The sequence below is a fragment of the Shinella sp. NM-101 genome (assembly GCF_021401195.1).
In the GTDB taxonomy this organism is placed as follows: Bacteria; Pseudomonadota; Alphaproteobacteria; order Rhizobiales; family Rhizobiaceae; genus Shinella.
In genome coordinates this window covers 49,512-66,258 of record NZ_JACBFT010000023.1, presented here as the reverse complement: position 1 = coordinate 66,258, position 16,747 = coordinate 49,512, and the positions used below count along the sequence as shown (strand labels likewise).

Here is a 16,747-nt window from a genome sequence, read left to right as displayed (position 1 = left end):
GATGCGGCCCGCGCGCGGGCCTCAGTGCCGGATGCGCAGCAGCCGAGAAGGACAAGCGATCGTCACCGGCATCGGCGGAGACGGCCGCAGGCTGGCTCCGTGCCCCTTCGCATAGAGCGCGGCCGCCCGAAACGGGCGGTGGCCCATGGCACAATCGAAGAAGATCATCGACGTGGAGAAACCGACCGTTACCCACGAGGCTCCGGAAAACCCTACGGCGCTATTGGGGAGCGCGGGTTTCCTCCGCCTGCTCCGCTCACCGGCGGGGCCGGTTCGCTGCGGCCGCGGCCGCGCCGTCCTCACGGCGCTGCGGCTGGATAACGATCGGCACCATCGGGAAGCGGTCGTTACGAGAAGAGAAGGGCAGGGAGGACGAGGCCCGGCCTATTCCGTCCTGCTCAACCATGGGATCGCCGGCGGAACTTAAGCGGCCGGACAAAGACTTGCCTATCGAGATTCGGACGCCTACTCTGTGCCAGATCGCGGCGGATTCGCCGATGCAATGCGCCGGTGGCTGTCGAAACCGATTGACGTGGACGCCCCTCGACACTATGTTGAGAGGTAACAACTAACCCAGCATCCTGAGAGACATGGGCTCCGGGCGGTTGGGGGAAAAAGCCGGCGCAAGCCGGTTTTTTTATGTCTTGGGGGCAGGGCGTGCCGGCGTTACGAACACGCGTCTATATCGACGGCTACAATCTCTATTACGGGTGCCTGCGCAAGACGGCCTTCAAGTGGCTCGACGTCCTTGCCCTGTTCGAGACGCACATTCTGCCGACGATCCTCTACCGGCCCGCGCCGGATAGTCCGCCGGCGACGATGGCCCTGCATCCAGACTGCGCGATCAAGTATTTCACCGCGAAGATCATCGAGAGCGCGTCGAAGGGCGAGGATTCCGTGTCGTCGCAAGCCCACTATCACAATGCGCTGACGACGCATTGCGGCGGCCGGCTCTCCTTCGTGATGGGCCACTATGCTCTCTACAAGGCCAACCAGCATATCGTTCCCGCAGACGATCCGAAGCGCTGGCCGCGCGACTGCGACAAGATCCAGGTCTGGAAGCTCGAGGAGAAGCAGTCGGACGTCAACCTGGCGCTTCAGCTCTATGACGACGCGCTGAGCGGCGATATCGACCAGATCGTGCTCGTCACCAACGACACCGATCTGGCGCCGGCACTGGAGATGCTGGAGGCGCGATGCCCGCATATCGTCCGCGGCCTGGTTATTCCGACGCGGAAGGTCGGGGCCGGCGGTGACCTCGAACGCGAGGCGAATGTCTCGCTGGCGAAGCACGCCCATTGGGTGCGGCGGCATATCACCGATGACGAGCTTCGCGCTTCGCAGTTGCCGGATGTCGTTCCCGGACATCGCCGTGCGAGCGTGAAGCCGCATTCATGGTACGCCAAGCCGCACCACCTTGCGAAGATGCTGGAGATGGCCCGTCCGGTCCTACGCAGTGAGGGTGAGATCCTGAAATGGGCGCGCCGGGAAAGCGCCCATCTTGGCGGCCGTCGCCCGATCGATCTGATCGAGACGGACGCGGGCGCGGTGGAGGTCTTCGACTATATCGAGGCGTATATCCGCGACCAGCTCGACAAAACCGGCCAGCCGGACGATCTATCCTCGTAACCTTGATGCCGATGGGCGGGAAGGGAGTTCGAGGGGTGGGGCTTTGGGGCACCCCTCGTCCTGTTCCAAACCGCTCGACGCGGTGAGGATCAGGCGGTCGGCAATGCGTAGTCGATTTGGCCAAAGCCATAGTGGATGATGTCCGCAAGAATAGCTCGGAGGCGGTCATCCCGACACGCGTTGGGGAGGTCGTGACGGCGGATGGCACGATATGCGACGACACTCACCCGTTCGTTCAGGTTGAATCGCGTTATGAAACCGGATGGTTCCATGGGACCGTCGCAGTCGATGAGGAGGCCATCAACGAGCACGGCGGCGTGGTCGGCGCGATCTGCTGCGTCGATGAGCACAACGATCTCTCCGCCGATGCATTGCTGTAGCGCCTCAGCGAACACGACGCAGCCCCCATCAAAGGGACCGCACCCGACACCATGCAGCATGGCGGTATAGAGCTGGCCATTGATCTCGGTCAGCAATCTTCGCCAAACGCCCGCGTACATTTTGGTTTCCTTTGACTTGGACATGATGGAGAGGGAACGCCGCCTGAACTATCTCCAACGGCCAGATGAGGAGAGGGGCGCTCTACGCGCGCCCGTCCTCATCCTGGAGCTGCTTGACGACACGCTTCGCCGCCCACCGGCCGTTCTCGTTCAAATGGCGCTGCCATGCACCATAGGAGGGAGACCAGCGGAAGCCGTTGGATTTCAGGAGGCCGCGCGTCGCGTCGTCGGGCTTATCGGGGAAGAAAAGCTGGATGCGCGCCGCCTCGATATTCTCGATGATCTCGATTTCCCCAAGGCGGGTTTCCACCTTCGTTTCAGTGTCGCCGCGCTCCTGCAACTGCTCCAGGGAAGCGAGGCGATCTTGAAGGCGGCGGATTTCCGCCCGGTCTAGCGTCGTGTCGAATTTCACCGGCATGCGGAAGGTCTCGGCGTGCTGCAAGGCGCGACCGATGACGTGGATTTCAATATCGGTCTGCTCGACCACGGCGCGCATGATGTCTGCCATTTCGGCTTTCTTCGCCCGCATGGTGCGGATGATCCGGTTCGCGGCCTTCGCCTGCTCGCAATCGTTCTCCAGTCCGGCAATCTTTTTCCTGATCCTGTCGAGGGCTTCCGGATCATTCGAGCGGATGGCCTCGCCCTCCGCGCCATAGGGGAAGGCATGGCGCTTTGCGGCCTTACGTGCCTTCCTGTCATGCTCGCGGATTTCTGCGCTGCGCGCATCGGCCGACCGCTGGCGCTTCTCGTTCCGCGCAACCGGAAAGTTGGCCGATCCGGTGACGAACCAGCTCATGCAGCGGCTCTCCGCCGCCCAGAATGCGCGGGTGATCGCCACATGCTGGATGGCGAAAGTCTGCTTTTCGTCCACGGCATTGAAGCTGGCCGCGACACCCTCCCGAGCGGCGAGCTCGTCCACATAGTCGCCGAAGGCGTTGATGCGGATGGCAAGGTCGGACAGTTCGCCGGCCGCGCGCCGTTCGGGGAAATGGCTCAAGGCGTCAAAGCTGCTGGTGATGCTCGCGGCCGTGATTCTGGTCGCATAGCTGCCGACCGTGACGACAAGGGTGCTGTTTTCAACGATTGCTATGGTCATGCCCGTTCTCCTTTACGGTTTCGCCGTGGGCGGAGCCTTCTTCCTTTGGTCCGAAGGACGTGCCCACACGTCCTCGGGACGAAGGGAGGGGGCGAAGACCGCTCCCGGCAGGGCGGCGGTCCGGTCATGGGTCGGCCGGTGAAAAAATCGGAAGGTTCGGCGCGCAGCGGTGAAAGCCGATTTTTTCGCCGGGCGACAGCGCCCTTGGGCGCGCTTGCCCGTTGGCCGGATCGATGGCCTGTCGTATGAGCGGCAGGGAACACGCGGCCCGCGTGCGGGCCTCAGTGCCGGATGCGCAGCAGCCGAGAAGGACAAGCGATCGTCACCGGCATCGGCGGAGACGGCCGCAGGCTGGCTCCGTGCCCCTTCGCATAGAGCGCGGCCGCCCGAAACGGGCGGTGGCCCATGGCACAATCGAAGAAGATCATCGACGTGGAGAAACCGACCGTTACCCACGAGGCTCCGGAAAACCCTACGGCGCTATTGGGGAGCGCGGGTTTCCTCCGCCTGCTCCGCTCACGGCGCTGCGGCTGGATAACGATCGGCACCATCGGGGAAGAGCGATATGGAAAAGAATGCCGCCGGGGTGAGCGGCGGCATTCAGGGGGGCAGGTGCATACAGGGGAGGAGGGCTGGGCACCCGCCCAACGCTTATGCTTGACTATGCGCCCTGCTCTTTGAAATGAGGTTGAAGAGCTTCGCGATGACGTCCGTCGTATAGACCTGTTTGCCGCCCTTTTCGTAGCTGCTGTTGGAGATCCGCGACTCGATATAGACGAGATCGCCCTGACCGACATTTTCCTTGATCCATTTGACCTGATCCTTGTCGAGGACAGTGACCTGGACCCAATCGGTGGCGCTCTTCCGTTCCCCGTCAGCATGCCATTCACGATTGGTCGCCACGTTCACCTTCAATGCATTTTCCAGCGGTATGACGTTGCCGACGTGGCCAAGCAGAGTATGCCGGTTAACTGTACGCATGGATTAAACCTTCCTTAACCGAGAAAAACCGTCTATCTGTTGAGCCCGAACCAATGCCGCTCGGTTTGGCCAGAGGTGTCATTCTTGATGTCGAAGTAATATGGCTCTGACCTGAGCGGTCGGGATATGGAGACCGTTTGTATGCAGCTCCGCTGCCGATCAGAACTGTAGAGACCGTGCGTTTTGCCCTGGCAAATGTTGACTGTCTTGACGCAGAGATCGCCCTCTCGGGCGAATCCGTCGCGGTCCCGCCTGCTTCCGACCTGATAGCCCTCCGGGCACTCCGCATATCTCTCGTGGCCCGGCGAACCCGTTCCCGCTTCGGGGCAGGTCGGCCAGTGGAAGCCCGGTTTTTTCATCGCGGAGATCAGGCGCGTCATTGGCGGGTGACAAGCGGGGACGCCCCTCCAGGATGGGTTGGACGAGGACGCGCAAAGCAGAACCTCGCACCCCCATTCGCTTGCAGCAGCGGGAGCTGGAAGCACCGCGGTCGTCAAAAACAGTCCGAGGACGATATGTGAAGGCATGGCTTTCGCGAACATCGGCAATCTTCTCATCAAACCCAGTAACGAGTAAATTATAGTTTATCCGACGATGACGAGCAAGCGCAAGAAGGCTGACACCGAGCTTGGAACGATGATCCTGCGAAACATGGCGAGGGTCATAGAACGAGAGCGTGAGAGGCGCGGCCTCAACAAGAAGGAAATGGCTCGCCTTTGCGAAGTGACATATCCCTTTTATTTTCAGATCGTTGACGGGACGGCAAATCCCTCGTTGCAGACGATCACGCGAATTAGCATCAATCTCGATGTGCCTTTGCAGGAACTCATGAGCGGCTCCGCACCTCTTTGATCGGCAACGATAGCGTTGACTGAACTCCCTGATCTCGCGGGCAGAATTCGTTTCCACACGTTAAGAGTGCTTGCCGGCTTCATAAACTATATTTAGCTTCCCGGTCGTGTAGGGTCGCCGGATGAATCGCTGCGTTCCCGGCGTGATGTTGGGGCATTTCCGATCATGAACTATTTTGTGGCTTCTGCTTTCGTCGTGCTTGCCTCAACGGCATATGCGGGTGAAAACCCGATGTGGCCGAAGAGCCTCACCTGGACCTGCGGGTTTTCGTCGGTCATTCGGTGTGAACGATCGATCGATTGCGCTGCGACGGCGGAGGTGGGGGAGGTTGTTCTAGACTACAGCGAAAATCGCCTGACGGATTGGAGAGGCACTATCCATCCGATCAAGCGCCACTACGTCCAGACGATCGCCGGCAGCCCGATCGCAAGCGAAGTGAAGATCGAACTCAATACGAACGAGGTGGTCTGGCTTTCACCGGCTGATGGCGCAGGGGTGTTTTCCGACAACTGGATCGGTGCGATGGTGTCGCCGATGACGGGTGTGATCGTGCAGGAGCTTCGGCCGTTGATCTGCAAGCCGACGAAATAGGGCGCGGGCAGCATATCCTCGCCAGTTACCAGGTGCCCACCTTTTCAAAGGACAACCTGACGCCCAGCGCCTGCACGATAGCGACGACTTCTGTGAAGGACAGGTCGCCATAACCATCCTTGGTCAACGACGCTTCGAGCCGCTCGCCCGGCAGACCTGTTTGCTCTGCGATCACCGACACGCCCTTGGCGCGAACGGCTATTCCGAGGGCATCCGCGATCTTGTCAATATCCTCGGTGGCAAAGGCGTCATCCAAAAACGCCGCGATCGTCTCGCCGGACAAAAGTTCGTCAATAGAAGCAGGTGTGGATGGCTTTTCATTCATGGCTTCAGCCTACGCGGCTCGACGACTGTGGTTGAATCTTAGCTTCGAAGGCATGATCGTCTCGCTGTTATCGGCGCGGGTCGCCTGTAGCCAGGAGAAGCCAGGCACGATCGTCGGCTTTGCGGTGAATGCCACCGGAATCGAATAGATATCCGTGGCATAGCGGTTCTGAAACCGGGCTTCAGCATTCTCGACGAAGGTCGGGCCGATGTCTCTGAACATGGACAACAGCAACAATGCGATCGCTGCGCCCGAGATCACCAAATAAGTTCCGACAGGCGTCACTGCGGGACTGAAGGCTGAAGCGTATGGGTAGGCAACCGTCGGAACGATCAAGGCGATCACGAAAAGATGGAGTTCCCACCAGATCCTTGGAGAGCGTGGAAGTTTCCTGGTTTCGTCGACCATCATCAATCTCCTGTATATTCATTAGTCGGCGCAAAAGATAGGCTATGGCCAAACGTTGATCAATTTCCCATAGTGCTTCACGGCATAACGTTACGTTATAACATATCGCATAAGTTCTATTATGGAACCGATCGATCACCAAAAATGCCGATCAGCGCCAAAGCATGGCTATCCAGAAGCTATTCTTGCGCCACAATTATGCATGCAGCCATCCCACCATACGGAACTTGCACGCACATTCTCACCCTGTTTGATCGTAGTCGTAAGATTGAATCTTCCTATATCAATCATGGGGATCAGATTTCTGAGGGGGGTGCCCAGAGAACCGCTATCAGGTGAGCGTGCTGTTCTTCGCGTGCGATACGCTGAACGTGCCTTCAGCCATCGGAGCCAGCGTCCGCACACGATTCTGATCGTGTTGGGGCGATTCCAGAATCTGTTGATGCGGTTTTCGGAGACGCTGATCAGGCCCATCCGCGCCGCATCCCGAATAGCATAGCGTGCCGTTGTGCATCCGACGCCGGCGCGTGCGGCGATTTCAGGCAATGACATATTCGATTGTCCGCGGTCCATCACCGCCCGCGCAATGACCGAAAGCACCGCAAGTTTGCTGACAGTGAAGGCTTCTGCCAAGCATGTAGGAATGATGCAGTCTTTGGCGAGCGCGCGCCGGCGAAGCCAGACAGATGACCGCATTTTCGACGGAATTGCAGGACGGCAACGGCCGACGCACGCTGGAGACCGAACCGAGCGCATTCCCTCCCTAATCCACTTCCGTCGGTGCTCGATCACCGGAGCCAGATAGTCCATCTCCTCGTCCGCGATCAGCCCTTCGCCGTTCAGCACCCAGGCCGCTTTCGCGCATTCATCGACTTGTTGATGCGAACCCGCTGCAAGCAGGCGCGCCAGTAGGTTCGGCCCATAGGCCGTCCGGTTCATGGCAAGCATGATCTCTCCATTTATTACGATGATCAGGGAGAGATCGGAGCACAAGGCACACGTATCCGTGGCAAGAATTAGCTTGCAGCGGTGGCGTCAATGTGCGAAAAAATCGATGGCTATAAAGACTTTTGCGCACATCATCGTGTGTCACTCGACCCGTCTCTCCGAGGCGGGTTTTATTTTGTCTATGACATAGGACCTCCATCTCACTTCCTGACGAAGCGAGTCACCAGAGTAATTATATTTTACTCATTGACCAACCATAAAGCTGAGCTGCCGCGAAATCGCCGCTTTTAACTCGTGTAGGGGTTGCGCGACAAATGGGCTGGCGGAATCACATCCGCCCGTTCTGCCATCAGCTTATCGAACGCTCCTCCGCCATACTCCTCGAACAGGGATCGAACGTTCCCTCGTCTTCGACGCTGTGCGACGGGAAAAGGAAAGGATGACCGCAAATGGCCAATGAGAGTGCCGCTGAACTCGTGCAATATCTTGCTGAGGAACTTCGACGCCGAGGGACGACGCTCCCTAAATTCGCAGAGATAACGGGTATTTCGGAAGAACGGCTGGAATATCTTCAATCCGGCGCCTGGCGTCGCCTGACTGTCAAGGAAATCGGCACGATCGCGGAGTGCTTACAAGTCGACCTCGATGCAGTTTGGTCAGTTCTTGTCGAGAAGCATGGCAACGGGATGGGTGAAGTGCCCCGACCATAGCCCGCTTCCATTATCCTTGGCGATCGATTCGGCAACAGCGTATGCAGCGGAAACCGGCGTGCCGGAAGGATAGACAGCGGCGAATGCAGCGCCAGAGGATATGAGCGCGGTCCCGACGTCAACCGTTGCATTGTCGAGCAGGGCGGCGCAGACGACAAAGGAGGCATCGTCATTTGCTCGGCCGACAGGCTGGCAGCTGACCGAGCCAGTCGAGAACAGGGCTGCGAGAGATGCTATCGACATCATCCCGCAATCGCTTTCCGCACCGTCCGGCGCACGAAAGACCGTCCCTCGAATACAAGCCTGCACGCCAAACAGCCGGAATTTCCGGCCATCGTATTGCCAACTATCTCCTGTTTCAAAACGCACGGCCGGAGGAAACGAGACAGTTTCCTCCTGTGCGTGTGCCGTTGTCGCCAGCAGCAGAGCCATGCCGAACGAGAGCTTAATCCGCATTCTGGAACCCCATCGATCGTGAAAGCGATTGCGATTCTTCGAGGTCCGGGCGACGGGAGCGGCCGTCCTGCGTCCGCCCGATTGCCGCCAGGCCGAGAAAGACCATGCTGTCGTCATCGTTGACGGTTTTGAACGGCTCGCCGTTTCCACCAACGAGGACGAAGCATGAGGCCGGTATGGACGCCCCGTCGGCAGGTGTCAGCAACAGGGTCTTGCAAAGGATGACGCTGCCACGTCTGTTATAGACCGCATCAGCATAATCGCGTGCGGCATCAGTACAGCTCCATGATTGCACCCGGTTATAAACGACGTTTTCTGTCGGGCAGGGAGCCAAACCACGCAGGGCGATACGATGGCCCGCGATTGTTCGCTCGACGGGGCTGTCGATCTTGATTTTCCCTTCCAGCTTTTCCGCAGACCGCGCCACAAGCCTTCCATCAGCGTCGAAGCGTTCCAACACGAACATCCTCGCCCCTTCTTGCCGGTACTGGCGAAGATAGTTTGGCGAGGGTTCCCTATAGGGATCCTCGCCCTCCGCAACCGCGAGGCTCGCACCTCCGGCCAAGACGTAGGCAGCAAGCCCCATAACCTTGAGTTGTTTGTGCATAGCAGAAAAAGCCATTTCTGAATTGACAGGGGAATCCCATACGAATTAACTATAGTTTATTCCTTAATGCGGCAACCCGGACGATCGAAGTGAAAACCACCCTGCTTATCCTCCTCATCTCCACCTCGGCGATGTCCGCGCAAGCGTGCGAGCCGGTCGATGCGGATCGCGTCCTGGAAATGGTCCGGACGATCGCCACCGAAGAAGAACTGGACCCCGATCTGGCGCTCGCCGTGGCCGACGTCGAGAGCGCCGGTGGCAGGCATCAGGTCTCCGACGCAGGTGCCGTCGGTATCATGCAGTTAATGCCGGAAACCGCCTCCGACTATGGCGTGACGGACCGTTGCGATCCCGAGTCGAATATCCGCGCCGGCGTCCGCTACCTCAAGAAGCTCTATGGCGAATTCGACGATCCCCTCCTGATGCTCGCCGCCTACAATGCCGGTCCCGAGCGGGTCTATCGCAAGGAAGGCATTCCCGAATTCAACGAGACCGCCCAGTACATCGTCAAGGTGATGAACCGCTGGACCCTGACCGCAAAGGCTTCGGCTGCGAAAGAGCGGCGCGGCGGTCAAAGTGCTCACAAAGAGACGGTCGCGATGGCCTCATCGCCCTGGCGCGACGAGCACGTCTGGACGGCCGACTAGCATGGTCGTCCCTCCCCATTCCATCCTCCCAAGCATGAAGGACATTCGAATGAGCATTTTCCCCATCAGGCCGCGCTCGGGCGGTAAGACCGCCCTATCGTTGGCGGTACTTGCGACTTCACTCGCACTGGTCCCCGAATTCGCGCATGCGCAATCCGCAACGCCAATCGAGAGCGTTCTTGACTGGGGTGTCACGGTTCTTCAGGGCAACGTCGCAAGGTCGTGCATGATCATCGCGGTTTGCGCCATGGGTTTCCTGTTCCTCACCGGCCGCATGGCTTGGCAATGGGCATTCTCCATCATCATCGGCATTGCGATCATCTTCGGCGCAGGCGAATTGGTCGACGCAATGCGGTCCTCGGCGGGCATGTGACATGCATGACGACGCGCCCGACGTAGAACCGCTGATCCTGCCATTGACGCGCCCGCCCTTGTATTTCGGCGTCGACATCATCGTGTTCGTGCTCAATGGCATGTTCGGGATCGTCATCTTCATCGCATCATCAAATTTTCTGGCGCCTCTCGTCGTCCTGCCCATCCATTTTATCGCGCTCTACCTTTGCCAGCGGGACATCCACATCGTCCGCGTGGTGCAGGTGTTCCTGTCGATGCGCCGGGCGATCCGCAACAGACGCTTCTGGAAGGCGGGGAGCTACACCCCATGAACATCGTCAATCACGACCTGAAGTTCGGACGCGAACGCGCCCGCGATCTAGGGATCGGCACACACGTTCCCTACCTTCGCCATGTCGACGAGGAAACGATCGTCACCAAGTCCGGCCTGTTGCTACAGGTGATCCGGCTATCCGGCCTCCCCTACCAGACCATGGACCAGGCCGAGATCAACGCGCGGCTCGCGAACCGTAACATGACGGTCCGATCCCTCGGATCGTCGCGTTTCGCGCTCTATGCCACCATCATCCGGCGCAAGATCGCCCCGGCCATCGAGGGCGATTTCGACAACCCCTTCGCCGACGAATTGAACGCCCGCTACATGGACGGGCTGAAGCGCCGGACGATGTTCGTCAACGAGCTGTACCTCACGGTGATCCGCCGCCCGATGACCGGACGCGCCGGCAAGGTCGACCGCATGTTCGACGTCTTCCGCATGGCCGACAATGAGGTCGAGGCCAGGGGCGAGGCACTGCGCGACCTCAAGGACATGGTCTCGGGCATCGCCGGCGACTTCCGCTCCTATCGCCCGGAAATCCTCTCCTGCGTCACCCGCGACGGCGGCCTCTATTCCGAGCCCGCCGAATTCTTCGCCAAGATCCTCGCCGCCGGTGACGAGCGGTCGATGCCCCTGCCCCGCATGTCGCTCGCCGATTATGTCGGGACGGGCCGGATCATGTTTGGCCGGAAGGCTACGGAAATCTGGTCGTCCGACGGCGCGACGTCGAAGGTCGCGGCCATGGTGTCGATCAAGGAATATCCGCCGATGACGACGCCCGGCCAGCTCGACGGCCTACTTCGCCTGCCTTACGAATTCATCGTCACCCACTCTTTCGCGCCGGAAGACCGAACGACGGTCACGGAGGCGATCTCCACCATCAGCCGGCAGATCGCGAACTCCGACGACGGCGGCACGGCGGTCGAAGACGATATCGAGACAGCGCGTGACCGGCTCGCCTCCGGTGAGGTCGTGTTCGGCAAACATCATATGACGGTCGCGGTGCTCGAGCGCGACCTTGCACGGCTTAATCGCGCCGTCGCCGACGTCACTGCGGAGCTGGCCCGCATGGGCGTCGTCGCCGTCCGCGAGGACCTCAATCAGGAAGCGTCCTGGTGGGCGCAGCTGCCGACCAACTTCTCCTACATCGCCCGGCAGGGCCTGATCTCGTCGGTGAATTTCGCCGGGCTGTTTTCCGCGCACAATTTCCCGTCCGGGCAGACGCATAAGGTGCATTGGGGATTGCCGATCTCACTCCTGGAGACCACCAGCCAGACGGCTTACTTCTTCAATTTCCATGAGGCCGATGTCGGGAACTTCACCGCTATCGGGCCGACCGGCTCGGGCAAGACGGTGGCGCTTTCCTTCCTGCTCGCCCAGGGTATGCGTGTCCAGCCGCGCCCGCGCTGCGTTTTTATCGACAAAGACAGGGGCGGTGAGATCTTCGTTCGGGCCATGGGCGGGCGCTACGAGCGGCTTTCGCCGGGCGAGCCGACCGGCTTTGCGCCGTTGCAGCTCGACGATACCCCGGCCAACCGGAGCTTCGGCAAGACCCTGATTTCCTATCTCGTCACACCATCGGATCGCGTGCTCAACGCCGAGGAGATGGCGGTCATATCCGATGCCGTCGATAGCATCTATACCGACTTCGAGCGCCCGCAGCGTCGTCTCGATATGCTCACCGAAGCACTGAGCGGGCGCATGCGGTCCGGCATCGGCGACCTTGCCGACAGGTTGAAGGAATGGACCACGGGTGACAAGGGTTGGCTCTTCAACAACCCCACGGACAAGCTCGACTTCTCAGGCTCTGTGATCGGTTTCGACATGACCGATATCTTATCTGACAAGCGCACGCGATCGGCGGCCCTGCTTTATATGTTCCACCGCATCCAGGAGATCCTCGACGGCCGTCCATCTATGATCTTTCTCGATGAGGGCTGGCGGCTGCTCGATGACGAGGTGTTTTCCGTCTTCATCAAGGACTGGCTTAAAACCATCCGCAAAATGAACGGCATCGTTGGCTTCGGCACGCAGTCGGCGGCCGACGTCGTGAGATCCGATCTGCGCAACACGATTATCGAACAGACGATGACAAACATCTTCTTCCCGAACGCCTCCGCCGACGAGGAAAGCTACCGCAAGGCATTCGGTCTGTCGGAGAAGGAATTCCGCTTCGTCAAACAAGCCGACAAAACAAGCCGGACCTTTCTCATCAAGCATGCGCAGGACTCAATTATTGCCCGGCTCGATCTCTCGGCAATGCCGGACCTGGTGAAGGTGCTGTCCGGCCGACCGGAGACGGTGCGCGAGTGCCAGACGCTCCGCGAAACCTATGGCGAGGCGCCGGCCGCCTGGCTCCCACATTTCTGCGGCTGGACGATCCAGGAGGCAACCGATGCGTAGAGCGATCATTCTCCTGCTGTCTGCGACAATGGCCGGAGCGCCTGCGCCGTTGGCCTGGGCCGATATTCCTGTCATCGATGACGATGTGAAGGACAAACGTGCCGAGGACGAGGAGCACTCGAAGAAGGACACGGAAACGCAAGCCGACCAGCTCGAAGAACAGGAGATCACCAACTGCAACATCTCCCAGAAGGAGAAGAACCGGCGACTCTATCGTTCGCCGGCGCAGGCCGTGAAAGAGGACGCGAAGAACGTCGAGCTGATCAAGCACTATGCGGAAAAATACAATGTGCCCGTCGGCCTCGCTCTTTCGGTGGCGCACGCCGAATCCGGGATTTCGACGTGCTCGGGTTCACCTACCGGCGTCAAGGGCGTGATGCAGCTGACGAAGCGGACTGGCAAGGGCATGGGCTTCGACCGCGACATTAACGAGGAAAACATCGAGGGCGGCGTCAAATATCTCGGGATGGGCGTCAACAAATGCGGCAGCACCGACTATGCATGCCTCGCCTCCTGGTACAACGGATCGACCGCAGCCGAGCAGAAGAACTGGGCGGGAAAAGTTGGACGGAACCACACCTGGTTCAACGCCTATGCCGGCGGCTCGAATATCGAGGATATCGCCTCGCCCTCGTACAAATCCTATGTCGACTATGGCTCGGGCGCGACGCGCAGCTCGAACAGCGCCGCGGCCGGCGCGGTCGACCGGGCCGTTTCAGGGATCGACGCGAGTTCGGCGCGCGTCCAGGAGGCGGGCCGGCGTATCGATGCGCTGTCGGTCTCCGTTGGCGCCTCCGAGATCTACCAGGATGCCTGGGATGACAACACGCAGGCGCGCGCCGTCAACGCCGAGCTTCTGAACAACCTGATCACTGCCCGCAATCTCTTCAACGAGCTGCTGCAGGCGCGCATGCAGATGCGCCTCTCGAAGACGTCCGAAACGGCCAAGACGCTGAAATCGGATTCGAAGGTCAATCCGTATAGCTGCGACCCCGTCATCCTCGAAGAAATGAAGGTGCCGCGCAAGGATTGGCCGCGCTGCGCCGTTGTCGCGGCAGAGGACGCTGATACCGAGTTTCTGTCGTCCGGTGGCTCCAATCGCTCGATCGGCGACAATCTTTCATCTATCCAGAATGCCGCAAACGCGGCAGATTAAAGGGGGTAATTCATGAACAAACTTCTCGTCGTCACCGCCGCCCTCGCCTTCTCGACGCCGGCGCTCGCCGACATTCCGGTGATCGACAACACCAATCTCGCGATTGCCAAAAAGAATGCCGAAAACACCGGCGAGATCATGAAGACCAACACCAACATCCTGGAAAAGACCAAGGAAATCCTCGGCGCGCTATCCGGCAGCCGCGACGGGTCGATGGGGATTTCCTCGACCGGCCTCGGCGGAAATATGTCGGTATCGGCCGCGCCGTCCTTCTCGTCGATCATGAACGGCGGCACGCTCTCCTTCGGCGGCCTTGGCTCCGACGCGCAGAACATCGCCGCCACCCTGATCAACGGCCTTCAGCTCGTGAAGCAGGTCAAGGCGATTGTCGAGGGCGACGACGCCGGAGCGATGAACAATGCGTTCTCGGGTGCCGTCAACACGGTCGCGCTGCTCTCGGCTCTGACCCAGCAGGCGACGAAAGGCGTGACGCAGCGCGAGCAATCGCTGCAATCGGCCACCGGCCAGATCGGCTCTGCCGAGGACGTCAAGGGCTCGGTCGACGCCAACACCCGAATGCAGCTGGAGACCGCGCGCACGATCAACGAGTTGATCGGCGTCTCGAATGGCGCGGTCTCGGCCCTCAACACCGAGATGCAGATGCGGCTGACGCAGCAATCGGAAACCGCAAAGATGCTGCAATACAAAGACATCAACCCGTTCAAGTGAGGCCACATGCGTTTGATCGTTGCCACGACGCTGGCGGGCCTTGTCTTGCTCGCCGGTTGCCAGACGAAGGGCGAGAAGAAAGCCCCCTGCCCGCCGATATCGGGGTATGCGGCGCCCGCCGATGACCTGTGCGGCCCAGCTATGCAGGTCAATGACGCCTTCGCGCCTGTGCTGAAGGAGTGAGCTGTTGGCCGCGACCACGATCATCTCGGACATCTTCTCCAAGCTCGACGCCATTGGTGAGACGTTCATCAAGAACGCCTATGACGGCCTTGCGCTTCAGGTGAATGTCCTGTTCGGGGCGATGCTCACCCTCTATGTCATCTGGTGGGGCTACATGATCCTCGCCGGTCGGGAGGGTTTTTCCGTACCGGACGCGGCTTGGAGGCTCGGCCGCGCCTTTTTTATCTACTATATGGCGACAAATTGGGGAGCGTTTTCCGCCACCCTCTACAAGCTCGTGCAGGCCGTTCCGAACCTGATCTCCGACACGATCATCGAGTCGATCGCCGGAGCCGGCGGTATCCTCGACGGCGGAACGGACGACACGACCGGCGTGGTGAAGATCCTCGATGCCGTGTTTGAGACGGCTGGCAAGGTCTATGAGCAGGTGGCGACCGGCACCTTCGAATATGTCGGCGCATTGATCGGCGCGGTGGTCTTCGTCGTCGCGATGATCTTCATCGCCGTCGCAGCGGCTGCGATCCTCGCCGCCAAGCTCATGCTGTTCATCACGCTGGCGCTTGCGCCGGTGTTCATCATCCTGGCGCTTTACCGCTGGACCTTCCGCTTCACCGACGGGTGGCTGCTGCTGATGGTCAACCTGATGGTGACGCAGACCTTGATGATGGCGTTCCTTGCCTTCCTCTATCAGCTCATCGAACTCGCCATCAACACGGCCAACAACACGGCGACGGAAAGTAAGCTCTCCTATGTCGCGCCATTCGTGATCGTCTGCCTTCTGGGGATCGTGGTCTTCCGTTTCATTCCGTCCTTTGCGAGTGCGATCGTCGGCGGCATGCCACTTGGTCAGGGAGATACACCAGCCCTCGGCGGTTGGCGCTCGACCCTATGGGCGACAAGGCAGGTAACAGGGCGCGCCAGAATCATGTCGGCTGGACTTGCCAAGCGCCGTACCGCCTCGGACGTGAAGGCCGCCCGAGCGAGAGCGATCCAACGCGAGACCGAGAAAAATGGTCAACTTTGAGGTGGAAGATGCCGGCTGGGAGAGTTAAATATAGTTTCAACACAAGGAGGCCGGCATGCGGAATCTCGATGAAGCTCGGCGCCTGAACGGCGCCATGCACGAGCAGATCCGGATCAACGAAGAGATCGCGGAGCAATCCAAATCTGACGCGAAACCGGGAGAAGCCAAGTGGGCTATTCTCTTCATCCTGATCGTCATTCTCATCAAGCCGATCGCTGACTATTGCATCGATCTCTACAACACGCTCGCCGGCTACGCGCAAAGCCTTGGCGGGTTGTTCGGGTTCTGAGCGAGGAGGCTTCGGTATGAAGAAAATAGTGTCGACGATGCTCGCGCTCGGCCTGCTGATCCCCGGCGCGGCTTGGTCGCAAACGCCTAGTTCGATCCTGCCCGTGCTGACGGGCGCCTATGCACCGGCCGAAGGTGGCTGCGAAGCTGCGGCCGCCGCGTTCATCTATATCGAGGATAAGGCCATCGGCGCCAACAAGACCGCCGGCAAGGTTCTTTCCGTCAAGCAGGACGGCAGCTCGTATGTTCTCGATGTCTTGTGGATCGAGGCCGGATCGGACGAGGCAGATGGCGATCGCGATACCGTCAAGATCGACGTGAAGAACGATCGCTCTTTCATCTTCTCCAACACGGCGTCCAAGAAAACGCTGATGCGCTTGTGCAGCTAAGACCTCGTTCGGCTGCACCGAGGAGCTGAACGCTCCTTACACCCAGGCTTGGCAGATCGATCCTAATCACCGACTTGCTCGGTCGAGGAGATCGCTTGGCCAAGTGAATAAACTATAGTTTCCTCGCCACCGATGGCGACCACCGGATACCCCAG

At 59.8% G+C, this 16,747-nt stretch carries 22 protein-coding genes; 14 read left to right on the top strand and 8 right to left on the bottom strand.

The genetic code is table 11. From position 1 onward, the window contains the following. Window positions 1–145 precede the first annotated feature (145 nt). A complete protein-coding gene (locus tag L0976_RS26225) occupies window positions 146–427 on the top strand; it encodes a hypothetical protein (RefSeq protein WP_234189854.1) in 282 nt (93 codons plus the stop codon). A gap of 212 nt (window positions 428–639) precedes the next feature. Then, on the top strand, window positions 640–1,629 hold the full coding sequence (locus L0976_RS26220) for an antitoxin Xre/MbcA/ParS toxin-binding domain-containing protein (RefSeq protein ID WP_234189853.1): 990 nt from the start codon (window positions 640–642) through the stop codon (window positions 1,627–1,629). 89 nt (window positions 1,630–1,718) lie between these two features. Here L0976_RS26220 and L0976_RS26215 read toward each other — a convergent pair whose 3' ends face one another. The 3 genes from L0976_RS26215 to L0976_RS26205 all read right to left on the bottom strand — a co-directional run bounded on the left by L0976_RS26215 (window position 1,719) and on the right by L0976_RS26205 (window position 4,206). Further along, window positions 1,719–2,129, bottom strand: a complete 411-nt coding sequence (locus tag L0976_RS26215; protein WP_234189852.1) for a hypothetical protein — start codon at window positions 2,127–2,129, stop codon at window positions 1,719–1,721. A gap of 82 nt (window positions 2,130–2,211) precedes the next feature. Beyond that, complete coding sequence (locus L0976_RS26210; RefSeq protein WP_234189851.1) at window positions 2,212–3,225, bottom strand: hypothetical protein; 1,014 nt, start codon at window positions 3,223–3,225, stop codon at window positions 2,212–2,214. A gap of 651 nt (window positions 3,226–3,876) precedes the next feature. Further along, entirely contained in the window at window positions 3,877–4,206 is a 330-nt protein-coding gene (locus tag L0976_RS26205; protein WP_234189850.1) for a single-stranded DNA-binding protein, read from the bottom strand. Between the two features lie 594 nt (window positions 4,207–4,800). Between L0976_RS26205 and L0976_RS26200 the strand changes: the two genes are divergently transcribed. Then, window positions 4,801–5,058 carry a helix-turn-helix domain-containing protein gene (locus L0976_RS26200; protein ID WP_234189849.1) on the top strand — a complete coding sequence of 86 codons (258 nt, stop codon included), beginning with the start codon at window positions 4,801–4,803 and terminating at the stop codon, window positions 5,056–5,058. Between the two features lie 165 nt (window positions 5,059–5,223). Beyond that, window positions 5,224–5,649, top strand: a complete 426-nt coding sequence (locus L0976_RS26195; RefSeq protein WP_234189848.1) for a hypothetical protein — start codon at window positions 5,224–5,226, stop codon at window positions 5,647–5,649. Window positions 5,650–5,674: 25 nt separating this feature from the next. Here the strand turns inward: L0976_RS26195 and L0976_RS26190 are convergent, their stop codons facing one another. The 5 genes from L0976_RS26190 to L0976_RS26170 form a co-directional block, all read right to left on the bottom strand. Further along, on the bottom strand, window positions 5,675–5,974 hold the full coding sequence (locus tag L0976_RS26190) for an addiction module antidote protein (RefSeq protein ID WP_234189847.1): 300 nt from the start codon (window positions 5,972–5,974) through the stop codon (window positions 5,675–5,677). A gap of 9 nt (window positions 5,975–5,983) precedes the next feature. Beyond that, the gene (locus L0976_RS26185; protein WP_234189846.1) at window positions 5,984–6,385 is read right to left on the bottom strand and encodes a hypothetical protein; all 402 of its coding nucleotides are present in this window, start codon (window positions 6,383–6,385) and stop codon (window positions 5,984–5,986) included. A gap of 165 nt (window positions 6,386–6,550) precedes the next feature. Beyond that, window positions 6,551–7,330, bottom strand: coding sequence for a hypothetical protein (locus tag L0976_RS26180; protein ID WP_234189845.1), 780 nt, complete (start codon window positions 7,328–7,330; stop codon window positions 6,551–6,553). A gap of 656 nt (window positions 7,331–7,986) precedes the next feature. Next, window positions 7,987–8,496 carry a thermonuclease family protein gene (locus tag L0976_RS26175; RefSeq protein ID WP_234189844.1) on the bottom strand — a complete coding sequence of 170 codons (510 nt, stop codon included), beginning with the start codon at window positions 8,494–8,496 and terminating at the stop codon, window positions 7,987–7,989. Further along, entirely contained in the window at window positions 8,486–8,953 is a 468-nt protein-coding gene (locus L0976_RS26170) for a hypothetical protein (protein ID WP_234189843.1), read from the bottom strand. The genes L0976_RS26175 and L0976_RS26170 overlap by 11 nt, the downstream gene beginning before the upstream one ends. 239 nt (window positions 8,954–9,192) lie before the next feature. Between L0976_RS26170 and L0976_RS26165 the strand changes: the two genes are divergently transcribed. Genes L0976_RS26165 through L0976_RS26120 form a run of 10 tightly spaced genes read left to right on the top strand, consistent with a single transcriptional unit; the run spans window position 9,193 to window position 16,592 of the window. Then, window positions 9,193–9,750, top strand: coding sequence for a lytic transglycosylase domain-containing protein (locus tag L0976_RS26165; RefSeq protein ID WP_234189842.1), 558 nt, complete (start codon window positions 9,193–9,195; stop codon window positions 9,748–9,750). Window positions 9,751–9,799: 49 nt separating this feature from the next. Then, complete coding sequence (locus L0976_RS26160) at window positions 9,800–10,123, top strand: TrbC/VirB2 family protein (RefSeq protein WP_234189841.1); 324 nt, start codon at window positions 9,800–9,802, stop codon at window positions 10,121–10,123. 1 nt (window position 10,124) lies between these two features. Beyond that, the gene (locus L0976_RS26155) at window positions 10,125–10,415 is read left to right on the top strand and encodes a type IV secretion system protein VirB3 (RefSeq protein ID WP_160787225.1); all 291 of its coding nucleotides are present in this window, start codon (window positions 10,125–10,127) and stop codon (window positions 10,413–10,415) included. Beyond that, window positions 10,412–12,823, top strand: coding sequence for a VirB4 family type IV secretion/conjugal transfer ATPase (locus L0976_RS26150; protein WP_234189840.1), 2,412 nt, complete (start codon window positions 10,412–10,414; stop codon window positions 12,821–12,823). The genes L0976_RS26155 and L0976_RS26150 overlap by 4 nt, the downstream gene beginning before the upstream one ends. Then, window positions 12,753–13,979 (top strand): transglycosylase SLT domain-containing protein, encoded by a 1,227-nt coding sequence (locus L0976_RS26145; RefSeq protein ID WP_234189839.1) that lies wholly within the window; start codon window positions 12,753–12,755, stop codon window positions 13,977–13,979. The genes L0976_RS26150 and L0976_RS26145 overlap by 71 nt, the downstream gene beginning before the upstream one ends. Window positions 13,980–13,991: 12 nt before the next feature. Continuing rightward, window positions 13,992–14,708 carry a type IV secretion system protein gene (locus L0976_RS26140; RefSeq protein ID WP_234189838.1) on the top strand — a complete coding sequence of 239 codons (717 nt, stop codon included), beginning with the start codon at window positions 13,992–13,994 and terminating at the stop codon, window positions 14,706–14,708. 6 nt (window positions 14,709–14,714) lie between these two features. Continuing rightward, the gene (locus tag L0976_RS26135; protein WP_234189837.1) at window positions 14,715–14,891 is read left to right on the top strand and encodes a hypothetical protein; all 177 of its coding nucleotides are present in this window, start codon (window positions 14,715–14,717) and stop codon (window positions 14,889–14,891) included. Window positions 14,892–14,895: 4 nt separating this feature from the next. Continuing rightward, window positions 14,896–15,915 (top strand): type IV secretion system protein, encoded by a 1,020-nt coding sequence (locus L0976_RS26130; protein ID WP_234189836.1) that lies wholly within the window; start codon window positions 14,896–14,898, stop codon window positions 15,913–15,915. Between the two features lie 55 nt (window positions 15,916–15,970). Beyond that, the gene (locus L0976_RS26125) at window positions 15,971–16,204 is read left to right on the top strand and encodes a hypothetical protein (protein WP_234189835.1); all 234 of its coding nucleotides are present in this window, start codon (window positions 15,971–15,973) and stop codon (window positions 16,202–16,204) included. A 28-nt stretch (window positions 16,205–16,232) separates the two neighbouring features. Beyond that, the gene (locus tag L0976_RS26120) at window positions 16,233–16,592 is read left to right on the top strand and encodes a hypothetical protein (RefSeq protein ID WP_234189834.1); all 360 of its coding nucleotides are present in this window, start codon (window positions 16,233–16,235) and stop codon (window positions 16,590–16,592) included. Window positions 16,593–16,747: the final 155 nt, after the last annotated feature.

Excerpts from the sequence above, each read along its gene's own strand:
- L0976_RS26175 (WP_234189844.1), bottom strand. The coding sequence starts at position 8,496 with ATGCGGATTAAGCTCTCGTTCGGCATGGCTCTGCTGCTGGCGACAACG.
- L0976_RS26140 (WP_234189838.1), top strand. The coding sequence starts at position 13,992 with ATGAACAAACTTCTCGTCGTCACCGCCGCCCTCGCCTTCTCGACGCCG.
- L0976_RS26210 (WP_234189851.1), bottom strand. The coding sequence starts at position 3,225 with ATGACCATAGCAATCGTTGAAAACAGCACCCTTGTCGTCACGGTCGGC.
- L0976_RS26215 (WP_234189852.1), bottom strand. The coding sequence starts at position 2,129 with ATGTACGCGGGCGTTTGGCGAAGATTGCTGACCGAGATCAATGGCCAG.
- L0976_RS26180 (WP_234189845.1), bottom strand. The coding sequence starts at position 7,330 with ATGCTTGCCATGAACCGGACGGCCTATGGGCCGAACCTACTGGCGCGC.
- L0976_RS26195 (WP_234189848.1), top strand. The coding sequence starts at position 5,224 with ATGAACTATTTTGTGGCTTCTGCTTTCGTCGTGCTTGCCTCAACGGCA.
- L0976_RS26185 (WP_234189846.1), bottom strand. The coding sequence starts at position 6,385 with ATGATGGTCGACGAAACCAGGAAACTTCCACGCTCTCCAAGGATCTGG.
- L0976_RS26190 (WP_234189847.1), bottom strand. The coding sequence starts at position 5,974 with ATGAATGAAAAGCCATCCACACCTGCTTCTATTGACGAACTTTTGTCC.
- L0976_RS26135 (WP_234189837.1), top strand. The coding sequence starts at position 14,715 with ATGCGTTTGATCGTTGCCACGACGCTGGCGGGCCTTGTCTTGCTCGCC.
- L0976_RS26200 (WP_234189849.1), top strand. The coding sequence starts at position 4,801 with ATGACGAGCAAGCGCAAGAAGGCTGACACCGAGCTTGGAACGATGATC.
- L0976_RS26160 (WP_234189841.1), top strand. The coding sequence starts at position 9,800 with ATGAGCATTTTCCCCATCAGGCCGCGCTCGGGCGGTAAGACCGCCCTA.
- L0976_RS26145 (WP_234189839.1), top strand. The coding sequence starts at position 12,753 with ATGGCGAGGCGCCGGCCGCCTGGCTCCCACATTTCTGCGGCTGGACGA.
- L0976_RS26150 (WP_234189840.1), top strand. The coding sequence starts at position 10,412 with ATGAACATCGTCAATCACGACCTGAAGTTCGGACGCGAACGCGCCCGC.
- L0976_RS26125 (WP_234189835.1), top strand. The coding sequence starts at position 15,971 with ATGCGGAATCTCGATGAAGCTCGGCGCCTGAACGGCGCCATGCACGAG.
- L0976_RS26225 (WP_234189854.1), top strand. The coding sequence starts at position 146 with ATGGCACAATCGAAGAAGATCATCGACGTGGAGAAACCGACCGTTACC.
- L0976_RS26205 (WP_234189850.1), bottom strand. The coding sequence starts at position 4,206 with ATGCGTACAGTTAACCGGCATACTCTGCTTGGCCACGTCGGCAACGTC.
- L0976_RS26155 (WP_160787225.1), top strand. The coding sequence starts at position 10,125 with ATGCATGACGACGCGCCCGACGTAGAACCGCTGATCCTGCCATTGACG.
- L0976_RS26220 (WP_234189853.1), top strand. The coding sequence starts at position 640 with ATGTCTTGGGGGCAGGGCGTGCCGGCGTTACGAACACGCGTCTATATC.